This is a genomic window from Luteimicrobium sp. NPDC057192 (genome assembly GCF_042670205.1).
Classification (GTDB): domain Bacteria; phylum Actinomycetota; class Actinomycetes; order Actinomycetales; family Cellulomonadaceae; genus Luteimicrobium.
Genome location: NZ_JBHUWD010000011.1, coordinates 75448 through 90012, shown reverse-complemented (window position 1 = coordinate 90012; position 14565 = coordinate 75448). Strand labels below are relative to the sequence as shown.

The window sequence follows — 14565 nt, the reverse complement described above, 5'->3', positions numbered from 1 at the left end:
CGTCAGCTCGCGCTGACGGGCGCGGATCCCGTTCTGGCGGGGCCATGATCCTGTGCTCGGCACGAGGCGTGGCTCTCGCACGGCGAACGGGCGCGGTAGGTTGCGCGGCATGCCGATCCTCCCCGGGCCGTTCCTCGACGCCGCCGCGCTGTTCGACGGGCCGGAGCCGCCGCGGCTCGAGACCGCTGGTCTGCGGCTCCGCCCCTGGACGCCCGACGACGCCCCCGCGGTCCGCGCGGTCTACGCCGACCCGGACGTCCGGCGCTGGCACGCCCGCACCCTCGTGGACGACGACGAGGCGCGCGCGCTGATCGCCGGGTGGACGGGCGAGTGGAGCGCCCGGACCGGCGCGCACTGGGCCGTCGAGGATGCCCAGGGCCGGCTCGTCGGTCGGGTCGCGCTGAGCGACATCGACGACCGCGACGGCACCGCGGAGCTCGGGTACTGGACGGCCCCGGCCGCCCGAGGGCGGGGGGTGGCGGTCGCGGCGGTCGGGGCCGTCGTCCGGTGGGCGGCGGACGGTGGGCTGTGGCGGCTCGAGATCGAGCACGCTGCCGGGAACCTGGCGTCGTGCCGCGTCGCGGAGCGTTCGGGGTTCGAGCTCGAGGGGGTCAAGCGTGCGTCCGCGCTGCACGAGGACGGCTTCCACGACATGCACGTGCACGTCGCCTTCCCGCGCAGGGACCCGCGCTGGAGCCGGCCCGTGCCGTCGTGCGGGGGCGTGGTCGGCGCCGGGCGGCCCGCGGGGGTCGTCGTCCGGGCGGCGCGAGGCCGGGACATCGACGCCGTCTGGCCTCTCGTCGCGGACTTCGCGGTCACGGCCACGCCGACGCGCGCCGGCTTCGAACGGGGGTTCGGGGCTGCGGTCGCGCGGCCGGACCTGCGGGTGCTGGTCGCGGAGGAGGGCGGCGTCGTCGTCGGCTACCTGCTCGCGCAGCTCGAGGCCACGTTCTTCGCGGACGGGCCGGTCGCGTGGGTCCAGGAGGTCATGGTCGCCGAGGACCGGCGGGGGAGCGGGACGGGGCGGGCGCTCGTGCGGGCCGCCGAGGACTGGGCCCGCGACGCCGGCGCCACCTCCGTGTCGCTCGCGTCGCGCCGGGCCGGCGGCTTCTACGAGGCGCTCGGTTACGCGGCGTCGGCGACGTTCTACAAGCGCGGGCTCGGCGGCGCCTAGGACGTCGCGCGCTGCCGGAACGGCACGAGCAGGACGACCACGACGCCGACGGCGACGCCGAGGAGGGTGTCGACGGCGCGGTCGGCGGCGAGCGCCCCGGCGTCGACCGTGCTGCCGAGCGACGACATGAGCAGGGCCATCGGGGTGATGGTGAGCATCGCGACGGCGTAGTTGCGGACGACGATGAGCTCCGTGACGACCTGGAGGGCCGCGACGACGATCGCGAGCACCCAGAACGACAGGTGCGCGTCCAGGACGAGCCAGGCGAGGACGGCGCCGACGGCGGTGCCGGCGCCGCGGTGCAGCGCCCGCACGACGACGTGGCTGCGGGACACGCCCTGCAGCACGGCGGTCGCGCCGACCGCTGCCCAGCCTGGGTGGCCCAGCCCGACGGACTGCGCGAGCACCACGCCGACGAGCGAGCCGATGCCCGTGCGGACGGCCTCGGCGTGCCACGCGGGGACGCGCGGCCGGGCGGGCAGCAGGGGAGCGTCGTCGCGTAGCCGCCGGGCGGCGGCGCGGGCGGCGGGGACGGCCGCGACGAGGAGCGCGAGGACGACGCCGGTGGTCGTGGCGAGGGTTCGCGCGCCGATGCCGCCCGCGCTGCTCGGCGCGGTGAGCCCGGCTGCCGCGGCGAAGACCACGAGGGTCGGTCCGGGCGGGCCGGTCCGGAACCAGGCCGTGCCCGCGCAGGCCGACGCCGCGATCAGCCCCAGGGCGACCGGGACGGTCCACGCTTCCAGCGATGCCGACCCGGTCGTGGCGACGAGCCAGCCCGTGCCGCTCGCCACGGCCATCGTGGCGACCTGCAGGACGCCCGCGCCACCGACGACGGTGAGCCGCGCGACCGGGTCGGCGAGGCGCCCGTAGACGGCGACGATCGCGCCGAGCGCCGCGAACCCGGCGAGCTCGCGGTGCCCGACGGCGGCGAGGAGCGCGAGGGCGGCGAGGACCGTCAGCCCGGCGCGCAGGGCGACGCCCAGGTCGGCGCGTCCGTGCCCGGGGTTCACCGTGACCGTCGCCTGCCAGGTGCGGCGCAGGTGGTGCCGCGCGGACGTGGGGGCCGGTCCGGGCACGGAGGAGGCGGGGCGGGAGGTGCGGTCGGTGGGGCGCGTGGGGGTGAGAGTCATCGGTGTCAGTCTAGCGTTTCCTTCGCCGATAGTTCACTAGTGAAGGAACTAGTCGACCGTATCCTTGGTCACATGGAGGTTCGCGAGGACGGTCACCACGACTACGTCGACAGGCTGCGCGCCCAGTGGGCCGAGCGGATCCCCGGTCTCGACACCTCGTCCGCGGAGGTCGTCGCGCGCGTCCTGCGCATCGGCGCGCTCGTCGGGCACGCGAACGACCGCGCGCTCGAGGACGAGGGCCTCAACCGGGGGGAGTTCGAGCTGCTCGCGGCGCTGCGCCGTGCCGACCGGCCGCTGCGGGCGCGCGAGATCACGACGGTCACCGAGAGCCCCGGGGCGTCGATCACCAAGCGCCTCGACCGGCTCGAGCGCGACGGCCTCGTCGAGCGGACGGTCCCCGAACGGGACCGCCGGGGCGTGCTCGTGGCGCTGACTCCGGCGGGCGTCGCGCTCGTCGACCGCCTCTTCCCGGAGCAGATCGCCCGCGAGGCGTCCGCCGTCTCTGCGCTCTCCGCCGAAGACCGGGAACGCCTCGGCGGCCTGCTCGCCACGGTGCTGCGCACGCTCGACCCGGCGTCGTACTGACTGCACGCACGCACGCGTGCCAGGGCGACGGCGACGGCGTCGGGCGGCGTCGAAACCTCGGCCGCCGTGCACCGCCGCCGGAGCGTCGTCCGCGACCCCAGCGCGGCGCGAGAGCAGCACGACGGGACGCAACCACGCGGGCTTGAAGCCGCAGCGGCGCGGAGGCGACCGACAGAACGAGGGAGGGGTGGGGCGGCACTGTCCCGGTCGTGGGGGGTCTGGCGGGAGGCCCGAGGAACGAGGGCCGGATGGAAGACCGGGACAGTGCCGCCCCACCCCGACCGGTGGTGACGACAGGCGGGAGGTCAGCCCCGCGGCGGACGCGTCATCGACAGCACGTCGAGCGCTGCGTCGAGCTGCTCGAGCGTGACCTCGCCGCGCTCGACGAACCCGAGGTCGAGGACGGCCTGCCGCACGGTGACGCCCGAGGCGACGGCGTGCTTGGCGACCTTGGCGGCGGCCTCGTACCCGATGACGCGGTTGAGCGGGGTGACGATCGACGGCGACGACTCGGCGTAGGCGCGGGCCTTGCCGACGTTGGCCTCGAGCCCCGCGACGGTCTTGTCGGCGAGGACGCGGGAGGCGTTGGTGAGGAGGCGGAGCGACTCGAGGACGCCCTGCGCGATGACGGGGATCTGGACGTTGAGCTCGAACGACCCGCTGGCCCCGGCCCAGGCGACGGTGGCGTCGTTCCCGACGACGCGGGCCGCGACCATGAGGACGGCCTCGGGGATGACGGGGTTGACCTTGCCGGGCATGATCGACGACCCGGGCTGGAGGTCGGGGATGGCGAGCTCGCCGAGGCCGGTGTTGGGCCCGGAGCCCATCCAGCGCAGGTCGTTGCAGATCTTGGTGAGGCTGACGGCGATGGTGCGCAGTGCGCCGGAGAGCTCGACGAGCCCGTCGCGCGCGCCCTGGGCCTCGAAGTGGTCGCGGGCCTCGGTGAGGGGCAGGTCGGTGTCCTCGACGAGGAGGGCGATGACGCGCTGCGGGAAGCCGGCGGGGGTGTTGATGCCGGTGCCGACGGCGGTCCCGCCGAGGGGGACCTCGGCGACGCGGGGGAGCGCGGACTCGACGCGCTCGATGCCGTAGCGGATCGCGGCGGCGTACCCGCCGAACTCCTGGCCGAGCGTGACGGGGGTCGCGTCCATGAGGTGGGTCCGGCCGGACTTCACGACGCCGGCCCAGAGGTCGCGCTTGGCCTCGAGGGCCTCGGCGAGGTGGGTGAGGGCGGGCACGAGGTCGCGGACGACGCCGGCGGTGGCGGCGACGTGCACCGACGTCGGGAAGACGTCGTTGGACGACTGGGACGCGTTGACGTGGTCGTTGGGGTGCACGTCCTTGCCGAGGCTGCGCGTGGCGAGCGTCGCGAGGACCTCGTTGGTGTTCATGTTCGACGACGTGCCGGAGCCCGTCTGGTAGACGTCGACGGGGAACTCGCCGTCGTGCACCCCGGACGCGACAGCGTCGGCGGCGGCGACGATGGCGTCGGCGACGTCCTGGTCGAGGACGCCGAGCTCGGCGTTGGCGCGGGCGGCGGCCTTCTTGATGCGGGCGAGCGCCTCGATGTGGGAGCGCTCGAGGGGGGTGCCGGAGATGGGGAAGTTCTCGACGGCGCGCTGCGTCTGGGCCCGGTAGAGGGCGGCCGCGGGGACGCGCACCTCGCCCATCGTGTCGTGCTCGATCCGGTACGCCGGCTGCCCGGCCGGGGCGGCGTCGTCGGGCCCCGGGGTGGTCGTGGAGGAAGTCATGCCTCCTATCGTGCCGCAGCCCGCGGGGTGCCCCCGGGCCCAGGCCAGCCCCGTGTGAGCGGTGTCACACAGAAGGTCGCTGCCGCAGCGCCTCGTAGAGGACGACGGCGGTCGCGCTCGCCATGTTGAGCGAGCTCGCGGCGCTCGCGCGCATGGGGATCCGTGCGACGACGTCGCACGCGTCGCGCCATTGCGCGCTGAGCCCGCGGGTCTCGTTGCCCGTCACGACGAGCGTGGGGAGCGTGAGGTCGACGTCGGCGAGCTCGACGTCGCCCGCCTCGTCGGTGCCGACGACCTGCAGGGGCGCGCCAGCGTCGAAACGGTCGACGACCGCCTCCGCGGACGCCGCCGTCACGACCGGCACCGCGAACACCGAGCCCGTGCTCGCGCGGACGGCCTTGGGGTCGTACGGGTCGGCGGCGTGCCCGGTCACGACGACGCCGTGCCCGCCGAACGCGTCGACGGACCGCGCGACCGTGCCCACGTTGCCCGGGCTGGTCGGCCGGTCGAGCGCGACCGCGAGGAGGGGCGCGCCGTCGTCGGCGGCGCGGGCGGGGATGCGGGCGAGGTCGTCGTCCGGCAGCCCGACGACGGCCAGCACCTCGGGCGCGGCGTCGTCCTTGCCGCCGAGCTCGCGCATGAGCTCGGGTGCGACGGCGAAGCGCGGCGCCCGGACGCGCGCGGTCAGCTCGCTCGCCCAGGCGGACAGGGTGCGGTCGCCGTCGACGAGCCACTCGCGTACGGGCAGCCCCGCCTCGACGGCGAGCGTCAGCGGGCGCACGCCCTGGACGAGGACGTGACCGGCGCGGTGCCGCTTGGTGCGGTTCGTCAGCAGCGTCTCCCACTGCTGGAACGTCGCGTTGCGGACGGTGACGCGGCGCATCAGGCGACCGGGGCCTCGCCGACGTCGCCTGCGACGGCCACGAGCCGTGCCTCGCCGTCGCGCAGGTCGTACTCGACACCCACGATCGCGCAGCGGCCCTCGTCCACGGCGGTGCGGAGCGCCGCCGAGTAGGACGGGAGCGTGCTCACGGTGTGCCGGACGTGCTCGCGCAGCAGGACCTTCTCGTCCATGGCCGCGAACGCGTCGGGGCCCTGCGCGGTGAGGCCCACGATCGACGGGATGACGCCGTCGGTGACGGCGCGCACGAAGCCGGGAGGCTCCTCGCCCGTCCGCAGCGTGCGGGCCGCGGCGGCGACCGCGCCGCACGAGCTGTGCCCGAGCACGACCACGAGGCTCGCGCCGAGCAGCTCGACGCCGAACTCGATGGAGCCGAGGACCGCCGGGTCGACCACGTGCCCGGCGTTGCGGACCACGAAGAGGTCACCGAGGCCCTGGTCGAAGATCAGCTCGGACGCGACGCGCGAGTCGGAGCAGCCGAAGACCACGGCGAACGGGTGCTGCGCGAGGGCGGTCTCGTGACGCCTGGTCGTGTCCTGCGAGGGATGCGCCATCTCGTCCCGGACGAACCGGGCGTTGCCTTCACGCAGGGCGGACCAGGACTCGGTGGGGGTGCGCATGCGCCCATCTTCTCGCACGGCCGCCTCGGGTGCGGCGACGTCTCACCGGGTGTACCTCTGGTAGAGGACCGGACCGTGCCGACGAGGGCGACGGGGCGCCGCGCTCGGGGGGAGTGGTGAGGGTGCACAGGAGGTTCAGCCGCCGACGGTGGCTGGCGATGGCCGTCACGGCGGGCGTGGTCGCGCCCCTCGCGGCGTGCGCGTCGTCCGGCTCGGGCGTCCCGACCCTGAACTGGTACATCAACCCGGACAACGGGGGCCAGGCGAAGATCGCGCAGCAGTGCACCGAGGCGTCGGGCGGGAAGTACAAGGTCACCACGCAGCTCCTGCCGCGCGACGCCGCGTCGCAGCGCGAGCAGCTCGCCCGCCGCCTCGCGGCGCACGACTCGTCGATCGACCTCATGAGTCTCGACCCCGTGTTCGTCGCGGAGCAGGCCGAGGCGGGCTTCCTGGCCCCCGTGCCCGACGACGTCGCGGCGGCGGCCACGCAGGACGTCGCCAAGGGCGCGGTCGACTCGGCGACGTGGCGCGGCAAGATCGTCGCGATCCCGTTCTGGTCCAACACGCAGCTGCTCTGGTACCGCAAGTCCGTCGCGAAGGCCGCGGGGCTCGACATGACGAAGCCCGTGACGTGGGACCAGCTCGTCGACGCCGCGAAGAAGGAGAACAAGTACCTCGCGGTGCAGGGCATCAAGGCCGAGTCGCTCACCGTGTGGATCAACGCGCTCATCGAGTCCGCCGGCGGGCACATCATCACCAACCCGGAGGCGCCCGCCACGGACACGAAGCTCGGGCTCGACACCCCGGAGGGCAAGGCCGCCGCGACCATCATGTCGACCATCGGGAGGTCGGGCGTCGGCGGACCCGGCCTGCCCAGCGAGGACGAGCCCGCATCCCTCACGCTCTTCCAGGGGGGCAAGGGGTCGTTCATGGTGAACTGGCCGTTCGTCTGGACGTCGACGCAGACTGCGGTCCAGTCCAAGGCCCTGGACAAGTCCGTGCTCGACGACATCGGCTGGGCCGAGTACCCGCAGACGACGGAGGGCAAGCAGGCCCGGCCCCCCTACGGCGGGATCAACCTCGGCGTCGGGGCGTTCGGCAAGCACGTCGACCTGGCGTTCGAGGCCGCGCAGTGCATCGTGTCGCCCGAGCACCAGGCGCAGTACTTCGTGTCCGACGGGAACCCGGCCGCGAGCCTCAAGGCGTACGACGACCCGAAGGTGCAGAAGGCGTACCCGATGTACGCGCTCATCCGGAAGTCGCTCGAGGACGCCGCGCCCCGGCCCAAGTCGCCGTTCTACAACCAGGTGTCCACGGGGCTCCAGCAGACCTGGTACCCCGTGAGCCGGATCGACCCGGCGACGACACCACGCACGTCCTCCGACTTCATCACCGCCGTGCTGCGAGGGGACCGACTGCTATGACCGCCGCCACCGTTCCCGCCCGGACGCCGGACACCCCGGAGGGGCCGCGCGCCGCCGGGCACCACAAGGTCAAGGCGAGCGACCGCGCCAAGGCCGAGGCCCGCCTCGGCTGGTACCTGGCCGGGCCGGCGTTCGTCGTCATGCTCGCCGTGACGGCGTACCCGATCCTGCAGGCCGTCTACGACTCCCTGTTCCGGTACCAGCTCACCGCCCCCGACGACCGCGCGTTCATCGGGCTGCGGAACTACTGGGTGATCCTGAGCGACCCGGTCTGGTGGTCCGACTTCTGGACGACGATCCTCATCACCGTCGTCACCGTGATCATCGAGCTGATCCTGGGCTTCGCGCTCGCGCTGATCATGCACCGCGCGGTGCGGGGCCTCAAGGGGCTCCTGCGCACGGTGATCCTCGTGCCGTACGGCATCATCACCGTCGTCTCCGCGTTCGCGTGGTTCTACGCGTTCGACATCACGTCCGGGTACGTCAACCACTGGTTCGACTGGGTGCCCGGCATCAGCCCCGACCTCAACTGGTTCGCGGAGCGCGGCACGTCGCTGTTCGTCATCATCGCGTCCGAGGTCTGGAAGACCACGCCGTTCATCAGCCTGCTGTTGCTCGCCGGCCTGGCCCAGGTCCCGGGCGACCTCGAGGAGGCCGCAGAGGTCGACGGCGCGACCGCCTGGCAGCGCCTCTCGCGCGTCATCATCCCCAACATGAAGGCCGCGATCATGGTCGCGGTCCTGTTCCGCGCGCTCGACGCGTTCCGCATCTTCGACAACGTCTTCATCATGACCAAGGGCGCGAACGGCACCGAGGTGCTCTCCCTGCTCGCGTACCGACAATCCATCAGCCAGCTCCAGATCGGCCTCGGTGCCGCCGTCTCGGTGCTGCTGTTCCTGTGCGTCGTCCTCATCTGCTTCATCGCGATCAAGCTCTTCAAGGTCGACCTGGCCGGGGCGAGGGGGGAGTCCTGATGCGCGCCGCACTCACCGCACGGCAGCGGTTCTGGTGGACGGTCATCGCCGTCGTGGTCCTCGTCTTCGCGCTGTTCCCCGTCGCGTCGATCATCGCGACGAGCTTCAAGTCGTCCTCGGAGATCAACTCGGGCACGTTCCTGCCGCCCCACTGGAGCACCGAGAACTACGAGCAGATCCTCTCGTCCGGCGGCAGCGCCCAGACGCTCTTCCTGTCGGCCCTGCGGAACTCCGTGGGGATCTCCCTGATCTCGACCTTCATCGCGGTCGTCCTCGCGACGCTCGCCGCCTACGCGATCGCCCGGCTCGACTTCCCCGGCAAGCGCCTGATCCTCACGACGGCGCTCGCGGTCTCGATCTTCCCGGTGGTCTCGATCGTCACGCCGCTGTTCAACCTCTGGCGCAACATCGGCCTGTACGACACGTGGCTCGGTCTGATCATCCCGTACCTGTCCCTCACGCTGCCGATCTCCATCTGGACGCTCGCCGCCTTCTTCCGCCAGATCCCGTGGGAGCTCGAGCAGGCCGCCGAGGTCGACGGCGCCACCCCGTGGCAGGCGTTCCGCAAGGCGATCGTGCCGCTCGCCGCGCCGGGCGTGTTCACGACGGCGCTGATCGCGTTCTTCATCGCGTGGAACGACTTCGTCTACGGCATCTCGCTGACGTCCACCGACCGGGCCCGCCCGGTGCCGGCCGCGCTCGCGTTCTTCACGGGCGCGTCGTACTTCGACCAGCCCACGGGTGCGATCTCGGCGGCCGCCGTCGTGGTGACGGTGCCCGTCGTGATCCTCGTCGTCCTCTTCCAACGCCAGATCGTGTCCGGCCTGACCCAGGGGGCGGTGAAGGGATGACCGCCCGCACCGCTCGCCCCGCTCCCGCCCCGCGCACCCGAGGAGTCCGCTGATGGCATCCATCGACGTCAAGAACATCGTCAAGGAGTACGGCGACGGCTTCCTCGCGGTGAAGGGCATCAGCCTGGACATCGCCGACGGCGAGTTCATGATCCTCGTCGGACCGTCCGGGTGCGGGAAGTCGACGCTGCTGCGGATGATCGTCGGCCTCGAGGACATCACCGACGGCGAGCTCCTCATCGGCGGCGAGCGCATGAACGAGAAGGCCCCGCGCGACCGGAACCTCGCGATGGTGTTCCAGAACTACGCGCTCTACCCGCACCTGACGGTGCGCGAGAACATCGCGTTCCCCCTGCGCCTGCACCGCGGGGAGTTCAGTGAGGAGGAGATCAAGAGCCGCGTCGAGCGGGCGTCCGACATGCTCGAGCTCAACGACCACCTCGACCGCAAGCCGGCCAACCTGTCCGGCGGCCAGAGGCAGCGCGTCGCGATGGGCAGGGCGATCGTCCGCAACGCCCAGGCGTTCCTGTTCGACGAGCCGCTGTCCAACCTCGACGCGAAGCTGCGCGGGCAGATGCGCACCGAGATCGCGCGGCTGCAGCGCTCGCTCGCGACGACCACGGTCTACGTCACGCACGACCAGACCGAGGCGATGACGCTCGGGGACCGGGTCGCTGTCCTCTCGGCCGGCGAGCTCCAGCAGGTCGCGAGCCCCCGCGCCCTCTACGAGCAGCCGGTCAACCTGTTCGTCGCGGGGTTCATCGGGTCCCCGCCCATGAACTTCCTGCCCGGCGAGCTCGGCGACGGCAAGATCCGCCTCCCGTTCGGCGAGTTCGACCTGCCCGACCGGATCGCGCGGGCGGCGGGGGACCGCTCGCTCGTGATCGTCGGGATCCGGCCCGAGGCGTTCGAGGACGCGAAGCTCACCCAGCCCCGCGACGGCGTGTTCCAGTTCGACGCCGCCGTCGACGTCACCGAGTGGCTCGGCTCCGAGCTGTACGCCTACGTCCCGTTCCAGACGCACGAGGCGGTCGAGGCCAAGCTGGCCGAGCTCGAGCGGCAGCTCGACTCCGAGGCGCTGCGCACCCAGTTCGTCGTCAACCTGGACTCGGCGTCGCGGGTGCGCGACGGTGACACCGCGTCCCTGTGGTTCGACCCGTCGAAGATGCTCGTCTTCGACCCCGAGTCGACCGCGAACCTCACGTACGACGAGGCCGAGGCGACCCGGCTCGACGAGGAGAACGAGGCGGACCGCAAGGCGTCGATCGAGCGCGCCAAGGCGCGCGCGTCGAAGGAGGGCGCGGCCGCGTAGCCGTGCCCTCCTTCGACGTACCGGGCTAGAGCTCGGTGGCCTCGAGCTCAGCGCGCCGCGGCGGGTTGGCGCCCGCCCGCGAGACGGTGATCGCTGCGACGTGCACGCAGCGTGACAGGACGCGCTCGACGGCGTCGCCCGAGATCGCGCGGAGCGCCGGCCGGTTGCTGGCCCCGAGCAGGCCCTCGTGCCACAGGCCGTCGATGAGCGCGCCCATGAACGAGTCGCCTGCGCCGACCGTGTCGACGACCTCGACGCGCTGCGCGGGGACGCCCGTGACACCCTGCGCGGACACGGCGACCGCGCCCTCGCCGCCCAGCGTCACGACGACGAGCGCCGGGCCCTGCGCGAGCCAGCCGCGGGCGACGTCGACGGGGTCGCGGCCCGGCACGAGCCAGGCGAGGTCCTCGTCGGAGACCTTGACGACGTCCGACCGGCCGACGAGCGCCTCGACGCGCGGCGCGACGTCGGCCGCGGAGCCCATGAGCGACGGCCGCAGGTTCGGGTCGTACGTCACGGTCGCGTGCGCGCGGTGCGCGTCGAGCACGGACAGCACACCCGTCGCGCCGGGCTCGAGGACCGCGCCGATCGAGCCCGTGTGGACGACCGCGGCCTCCGACGGGTCGAGCATGACGGGCGGGATCGCCCACTCGAGCTCGAACTCGTACGTCGCCGAGCCCGTGTCGGAGAGCCGAGCCGTCGCGACCGAGGTGCGCGCGGCGCCGTCGGACCCGTCGACGACGCTCACGTCCGAGCCGCGGAGCCACGACCGGATCCGGTCGCCGTAGGCGTCCGTGCCGAACGACGTGAGCAGGCGCGCCGGGCGTCCGAGCCGGCCCAGCGTGAGCGCGACGTTCGCCGGGCTGCCGCCGGGATGCACGTCGACCGTGCCGTCCGCGCGGTGCACGACGTCGATGAGCGCCTCGCCGACGACGAGCGCGTCGCCCGCGACTGCGCCGGTCACAGGGACACCTCGTCGTCCTCGTCGGCGTCCGCGTCGCCGCTGTCCGCCTGGCCGGCGCCGCGCGCGGCCTCGAGGCGTTCGCGGGCGCCGTCGAGCCACTGCTGGCAGCGGTCCGCGAGGGCCTCGCCGCGCTCCCAGAGCGCGAGGGACTCCTCGAGGGTGGCGGCGCCGGCCTCGAGCCGGGAGACGACGTCGACGAGCTGGTCGCGGGCCTCTTCGTAGCTCAAGGCCGTGACAGCGTTGTCAACTGAAGGTCTGGGTGCTGCGGTGCTCACGCGAGCGATCCTTCCACACGATCGGGCTTCTTCCGGCGGTTCGTCCGAGGCGTGGGCGCCGGCCCCGACGCCGTGGCGGCGGAGACCTCGGCCGCGAGCTCGCCGCCCGCGACGCGGACGCGCAGGGCGTCGCCCGGGGCGACGTCGTCGGGCGCGCGGACGACCCCGCCCGACGGGCCCTGCACGACCGCGTACCCGCGCTCGAGCGTCGCCGCAGGGGAGAGGGCGCGCACCTGCGCGGTCAGCCGCCCGACTTCGCCCGCCCCACGCACGAGCGCGGCGTCGAGCGCCCGCCGGCCCGAGGCGCGGAGCCGCTCGACCTCGACCGCGCGGACCTCGACCATCGTCTCGGGGCGAGCCAGGACGGGACGCGAACGGATCGCGGCGAGGCGCTCGTCCTCGTGCCCGAGCCGTGCCCGCACCGCGCCCCGCAGGCGCAGGCGCGCCTGCTGGAGCCGCTGCCGCTCCTCGCGGACGTCCGGGACGATGCGCTTGGCCGCGTCCGTCGGGGTCGACGCGCGATAGTCGGCGACCAGGTCGAGCAGCGGCGCGTCCGTCTCGTGACCGATCGCGCTCACGAGCGGCGTCCGGCAGGCCGCCACCGCGCGGACGAGCGTCTCGTTGCTGAACGGCAGCAGGTCCTCGACGGCGCCGCCACCGCGCGCCACGACGATCACCTCGACGTCGGGCCGTGCGTCGAGCTCCGCGATCGCGGCCGTGACCTGCGGCACCGCGCCCTGTCCCTGCACGGCGACCTCGCGGATCTCGAACCGCACCTGCGGCCAGCGGGCGCGGGCGTTCACGACGACGTCGTGCTCGGCCTTCGACTCGCGTCCGCAGACCAGGCCCACGACGGCGGGCAGGAAGGGCAGCGCGACCTTGCGGTCCGCGTCGAACAGGCCCTCCGCGGCGAGGATGCGCTTGAGGTGCTCGATGCGCGCCAGCAGCTCGCCCACCCCGACCGCGCGGATCGCGGACGCCTGGAGCTGGAGGGTCCCGCGCTTGGTCCAGAACGTGGGCTTCGCCTGCACGACGACGTGCGCGCCCTCGTGCACCGCGTCACCCGGCACGTCGAGCACGCGGGCGAGCATCGACACCGGCAGCGAGGCGTCTGCCTCGGTGTCGCGGAGCGTGAGGAAGCAGTAGCCCGAGCCGGGCCGGCGGTTGAGCTGGACGACTTGGCCCTCGACCCACACGGGCGACATGCGGTCCACGTAGGCCGCGATCTTGCTCGACAGCAGCCGCACGGGCCACGGGTGCTCCGCGCTCGTGTCGAGTGCACGTGCTGGCAGGTCGGTCACAGGTCCACCCTGCCCCATCCCGCCGACACGTCCCACCCGCTCCCCCCGTTCGCCGACGGTGACGCCGCGTTCGCCGACGGTGACGCTGCGTTCGCCGACGGTGACGCTGCGTTCGCCGACGGTGACGCTGCGTTCGCCGACGGTGACGCGGAGGACCTGTGGCGGTGTCGCGGACGTGACCCTCGTCTCGGGGCCGGAGGCGCCCTCTCGCCTAGACTCGAGCCCGTGACCACCACCACCGCTGCGCCGACCCGCCGCGTCCTGCTCGCCGCCCCGCGCGGCTACTGCGCGGGCGTGGACCGCGCCGTCGTCGCCGTCGAGAAGGCACTCGAGCACTACGGCGCGCCGGTGTACGTGCGCAAGGAGATCGTCCACAACAAGCACGTCGTGGCGACGCTGTCGGAGCGGGGTGCGGTCTTCGTCGACGACACGGACGAGGTTCCCGAGGGTGCGCGCGTCGTGTTCTCGGCGCACGGTGTCTCGCCCGCGGTCCGCGAGGCTGCGACCGCCCGCCGGCTCGAGACCATCGACGCCACGTGCCCGCTCGTCACCAAGGTCCACCGCGAGGCGGTCCGGTTCGCGCGCGACGACTTCGACATCCTCCTCATCGGCCACACGGGCCACGAGGAGGTCGAGGGCACGGCGGGCGAGGCACCCGAGCACATCCAGGTCGTCAACTCGCCCGACGACGTCGACCAGGTCACCGTCCGCGATCCGGACAAGGTGATCTGGATCTCCCAGACGACCCTGTCCGTCGACGAGACGATGGAGACCGTCCGGCGCCTGCGCGAGAAGTTCCCGACCCTGCAGGACCCGCCCAGCGACGACATCTGCTACGCGACCCAGAACCGTCAGGTCGCCGTGAAGAAGCTCGCGCCCGAGGCCGACCTCGTGATCGTCGTCGGCTCGGCGAACTCGTCGAACTCGGTCCGGCTCGTCGAGGTCGCGCTCGAGGCCGGGGCGCGTGCGTCGTACCGCATCGACCGCGCGGCCGAGATCGACCCGGCGTGGCTCGACGGCGTCACGACCGTCGGCGTCACGTCCGGCGCGTCGGTGCCGGAGATCCTCGTCCAGGACGTGCTCACCTACCTCGCGGAGCGCGGCTACGGGGAGGTCGAGGAGGTCCGCACCGCGACCGAGGACCTCATGTTCTCCCTCCCGCGCGAGCTGCGCGCGGACCTCGAGGGGGCCGAGGCCGCCGGGCGGCCCGTCCGTGGCGGCCGGAAGACCCTGGGTCTTCAGCCGAGCTGACCGCGGCTGTCGATCCGGCCGCTCCGACTTCGTCGTCTCTCATGAGCGCCCC

General features: G+C 73.3%; 14 protein-coding genes. 7 read left to right on the top strand and 7 right to left on the bottom strand.

Translation table 11 applies throughout. From position 1 onward, the window contains the following. The first annotated feature begins 109 nt into the window (after nt 1-109). The gene (locus ACFT5B_RS07775) at nt 110-1174 is read left to right on the top strand and encodes a GNAT family N-acetyltransferase (protein ID WP_386797416.1); all 1065 of its coding nucleotides are present in this window, start codon (nt 110-112) and stop codon (nt 1172-1174) included. On the opposite strand, the gene ACFT5B_RS07770 is transcribed toward ACFT5B_RS07775, so the two are convergent. Further along, nucleotides 1171-2304 carry an FUSC family protein gene (locus tag ACFT5B_RS07770; RefSeq protein WP_386797415.1) on the bottom strand — a complete coding sequence of 378 codons (1134 nt, stop codon included), beginning with the start codon at nt 2302-2304 and terminating at the stop codon, nt 1171-1173. The genes ACFT5B_RS07775 and ACFT5B_RS07770 overlap by 4 nt on opposite strands. Before the next feature lie 72 nt (nt 2305-2376). Here ACFT5B_RS07770 and ACFT5B_RS07765 point away from each other — a divergent pair, with 72 nt between their 5' ends. Next, nucleotides 2377-2889: a MarR family winged helix-turn-helix transcriptional regulator gene (locus ACFT5B_RS07765; RefSeq protein ID WP_386797414.1), complete on the top strand. Its 513-nt coding sequence runs from the start codon at nt 2377-2379 to the stop codon at nt 2887-2889. A gap of 305 nt (nt 2890-3194) precedes the next feature. Here the strand turns inward: ACFT5B_RS07765 and ACFT5B_RS07760 are convergent, their stop codons facing one another. From ACFT5B_RS07760 to ACFT5B_RS07750, 3 genes are all read right to left on the bottom strand, one after another. Further along, nucleotides 3195-4640 carry a class II fumarate hydratase gene (locus ACFT5B_RS07760; protein WP_386797413.1) on the bottom strand — a complete coding sequence of 482 codons (1446 nt, stop codon included), beginning with the start codon at nt 4638-4640 and terminating at the stop codon, nt 3195-3197. A 64-nt stretch (nt 4641-4704) separates the two neighbouring features. Then, nucleotides 4705-5523, bottom strand: a complete 819-nt coding sequence (locus ACFT5B_RS07755; RefSeq protein ID WP_386797412.1) for a TrmH family RNA methyltransferase — start codon at nt 5521-5523, stop codon at nt 4705-4707. After that, entirely contained in the window at nt 5523-6161 is a 639-nt protein-coding gene (locus tag ACFT5B_RS07750; protein WP_386797411.1) for a carbonic anhydrase, read from the bottom strand. The genes ACFT5B_RS07755 and ACFT5B_RS07750 overlap by 1 nt, the downstream gene beginning before the upstream one ends. Nucleotides 6162-6319: 158 nt before the next feature. On the opposite strand from ACFT5B_RS07750, the gene ACFT5B_RS07745 reads away from it, so the two are divergent. From ACFT5B_RS07745 to ACFT5B_RS07730, 4 genes are read left to right on the top strand one after another with little or no spacing between them, the layout of a single operon-like run. After that, a complete protein-coding gene (locus tag ACFT5B_RS07745) occupies nt 6320-7585 on the top strand; it encodes an extracellular solute-binding protein (RefSeq protein WP_386797410.1) in 1266 nt (421 codons plus the stop codon). Continuing rightward, nucleotides 7582-8559, top strand: a complete 978-nt coding sequence (locus ACFT5B_RS07740; protein WP_386797409.1) for a carbohydrate ABC transporter permease — start codon at nt 7582-7584, stop codon at nt 8557-8559. The genes ACFT5B_RS07745 and ACFT5B_RS07740 overlap by 4 nt, the downstream gene beginning before the upstream one ends. After that, nucleotides 8559-9410, top strand: a complete 852-nt coding sequence (locus tag ACFT5B_RS07735; protein WP_386797408.1) for a carbohydrate ABC transporter permease — start codon at nt 8559-8561, stop codon at nt 9408-9410. The genes ACFT5B_RS07740 and ACFT5B_RS07735 overlap by 1 nt, the downstream gene beginning before the upstream one ends. A gap of 52 nt (nt 9411-9462) precedes the next feature. Then, on the top strand, nt 9463-10722 hold the full coding sequence (locus ACFT5B_RS07730) for an ABC transporter ATP-binding protein (RefSeq protein WP_386797407.1): 1260 nt from the start codon (nt 9463-9465) through the stop codon (nt 10720-10722). 25 nt (nt 10723-10747) lie between these two features. Here ACFT5B_RS07730 and ACFT5B_RS07725 read toward each other — a convergent pair whose 3' ends face one another. Genes ACFT5B_RS07725 through xseA form a run of 3 tightly spaced genes read right to left on the bottom strand, consistent with a single transcriptional unit; the run spans nt 10748 to nt 13280 of the window. Next, nucleotides 10748-11686, bottom strand: coding sequence for a carbohydrate kinase (locus tag ACFT5B_RS07725; RefSeq protein WP_386797406.1), 939 nt, complete (start codon nt 11684-11686; stop codon nt 10748-10750). Then, complete coding sequence (locus ACFT5B_RS07720; protein WP_386797405.1) at nt 11683-11961, bottom strand: exodeoxyribonuclease VII small subunit; 279 nt, start codon at nt 11959-11961, stop codon at nt 11683-11685. The genes ACFT5B_RS07725 and ACFT5B_RS07720 overlap by 4 nt, the downstream gene beginning before the upstream one ends. Further along, the gene (xseA, locus tag ACFT5B_RS07715) at nt 11958-13280 is read right to left on the bottom strand and encodes an exodeoxyribonuclease VII large subunit (protein ID WP_386797420.1); all 1323 of its coding nucleotides are present in this window, start codon (nt 13278-13280) and stop codon (nt 11958-11960) included. Before xseA ends, ACFT5B_RS07720 begins: the two co-directional genes overlap by 4 nt. A 207-nt stretch (nt 13281-13487) precedes the next feature. Here xseA and ACFT5B_RS07710 point away from each other — a divergent pair, with 207 nt between their 5' ends. Continuing rightward, entirely contained in the window at nt 13488-14513 is a 1026-nt protein-coding gene (locus ACFT5B_RS07710) for a 4-hydroxy-3-methylbut-2-enyl diphosphate reductase (protein ID WP_386797404.1), read from the top strand. Nucleotides 14514-14565: the final 52 nt, after the last annotated feature.

Bases quoted from the DNA above. Each gene is read 5' to 3' on its own strand.
- ACFT5B_RS07775 (WP_386797416.1), top strand. From the start codon at position 110: ATGCCGATCCTCCCCGGGCCGTTCCTCGACGCCGCCGCGCTGTTCGAC.
- ACFT5B_RS07770 (WP_386797415.1), bottom strand. From the start codon at position 2,304: ATGACTCTCACCCCCACGCGCCCCACCGACCGCACCTCCCGCCCCGCC.
- ACFT5B_RS07765 (WP_386797414.1), top strand. From the start codon at position 2,377: ATGGAGGTTCGCGAGGACGGTCACCACGACTACGTCGACAGGCTGCGC.
- ACFT5B_RS07760 (WP_386797413.1), bottom strand. From the start codon at position 4,640: ATGACTTCCTCCACGACCACCCCGGGGCCCGACGACGCCGCCCCGGCC.
- ACFT5B_RS07755 (WP_386797412.1), bottom strand. From the start codon at position 5,523: ATGCGCCGCGTCACCGTCCGCAACGCGACGTTCCAGCAGTGGGAGACG.
- ACFT5B_RS07750 (WP_386797411.1), bottom strand. From the start codon at position 6,161: ATGCGCACCCCCACCGAGTCCTGGTCCGCCCTGCGTGAAGGCAACGCC.
- ACFT5B_RS07745 (WP_386797410.1), top strand. From the start codon at position 6,320: ATGGCCGTCACGGCGGGCGTGGTCGCGCCCCTCGCGGCGTGCGCGTCG.
- ACFT5B_RS07740 (WP_386797409.1), top strand. From the start codon at position 7,582: ATGACCGCCGCCACCGTTCCCGCCCGGACGCCGGACACCCCGGAGGGG.
- ACFT5B_RS07735 (WP_386797408.1), top strand. From the start codon at position 8,559: ATGCGCGCCGCACTCACCGCACGGCAGCGGTTCTGGTGGACGGTCATC.
- ACFT5B_RS07730 (WP_386797407.1), top strand. From the start codon at position 9,463: ATGGCATCCATCGACGTCAAGAACATCGTCAAGGAGTACGGCGACGGC.
- xseA (WP_386797420.1), bottom strand. From the start codon at position 13,280: ATGGGGCAGGGTGGACCTGTGACCGACCTGCCAGCACGTGCACTCGAC.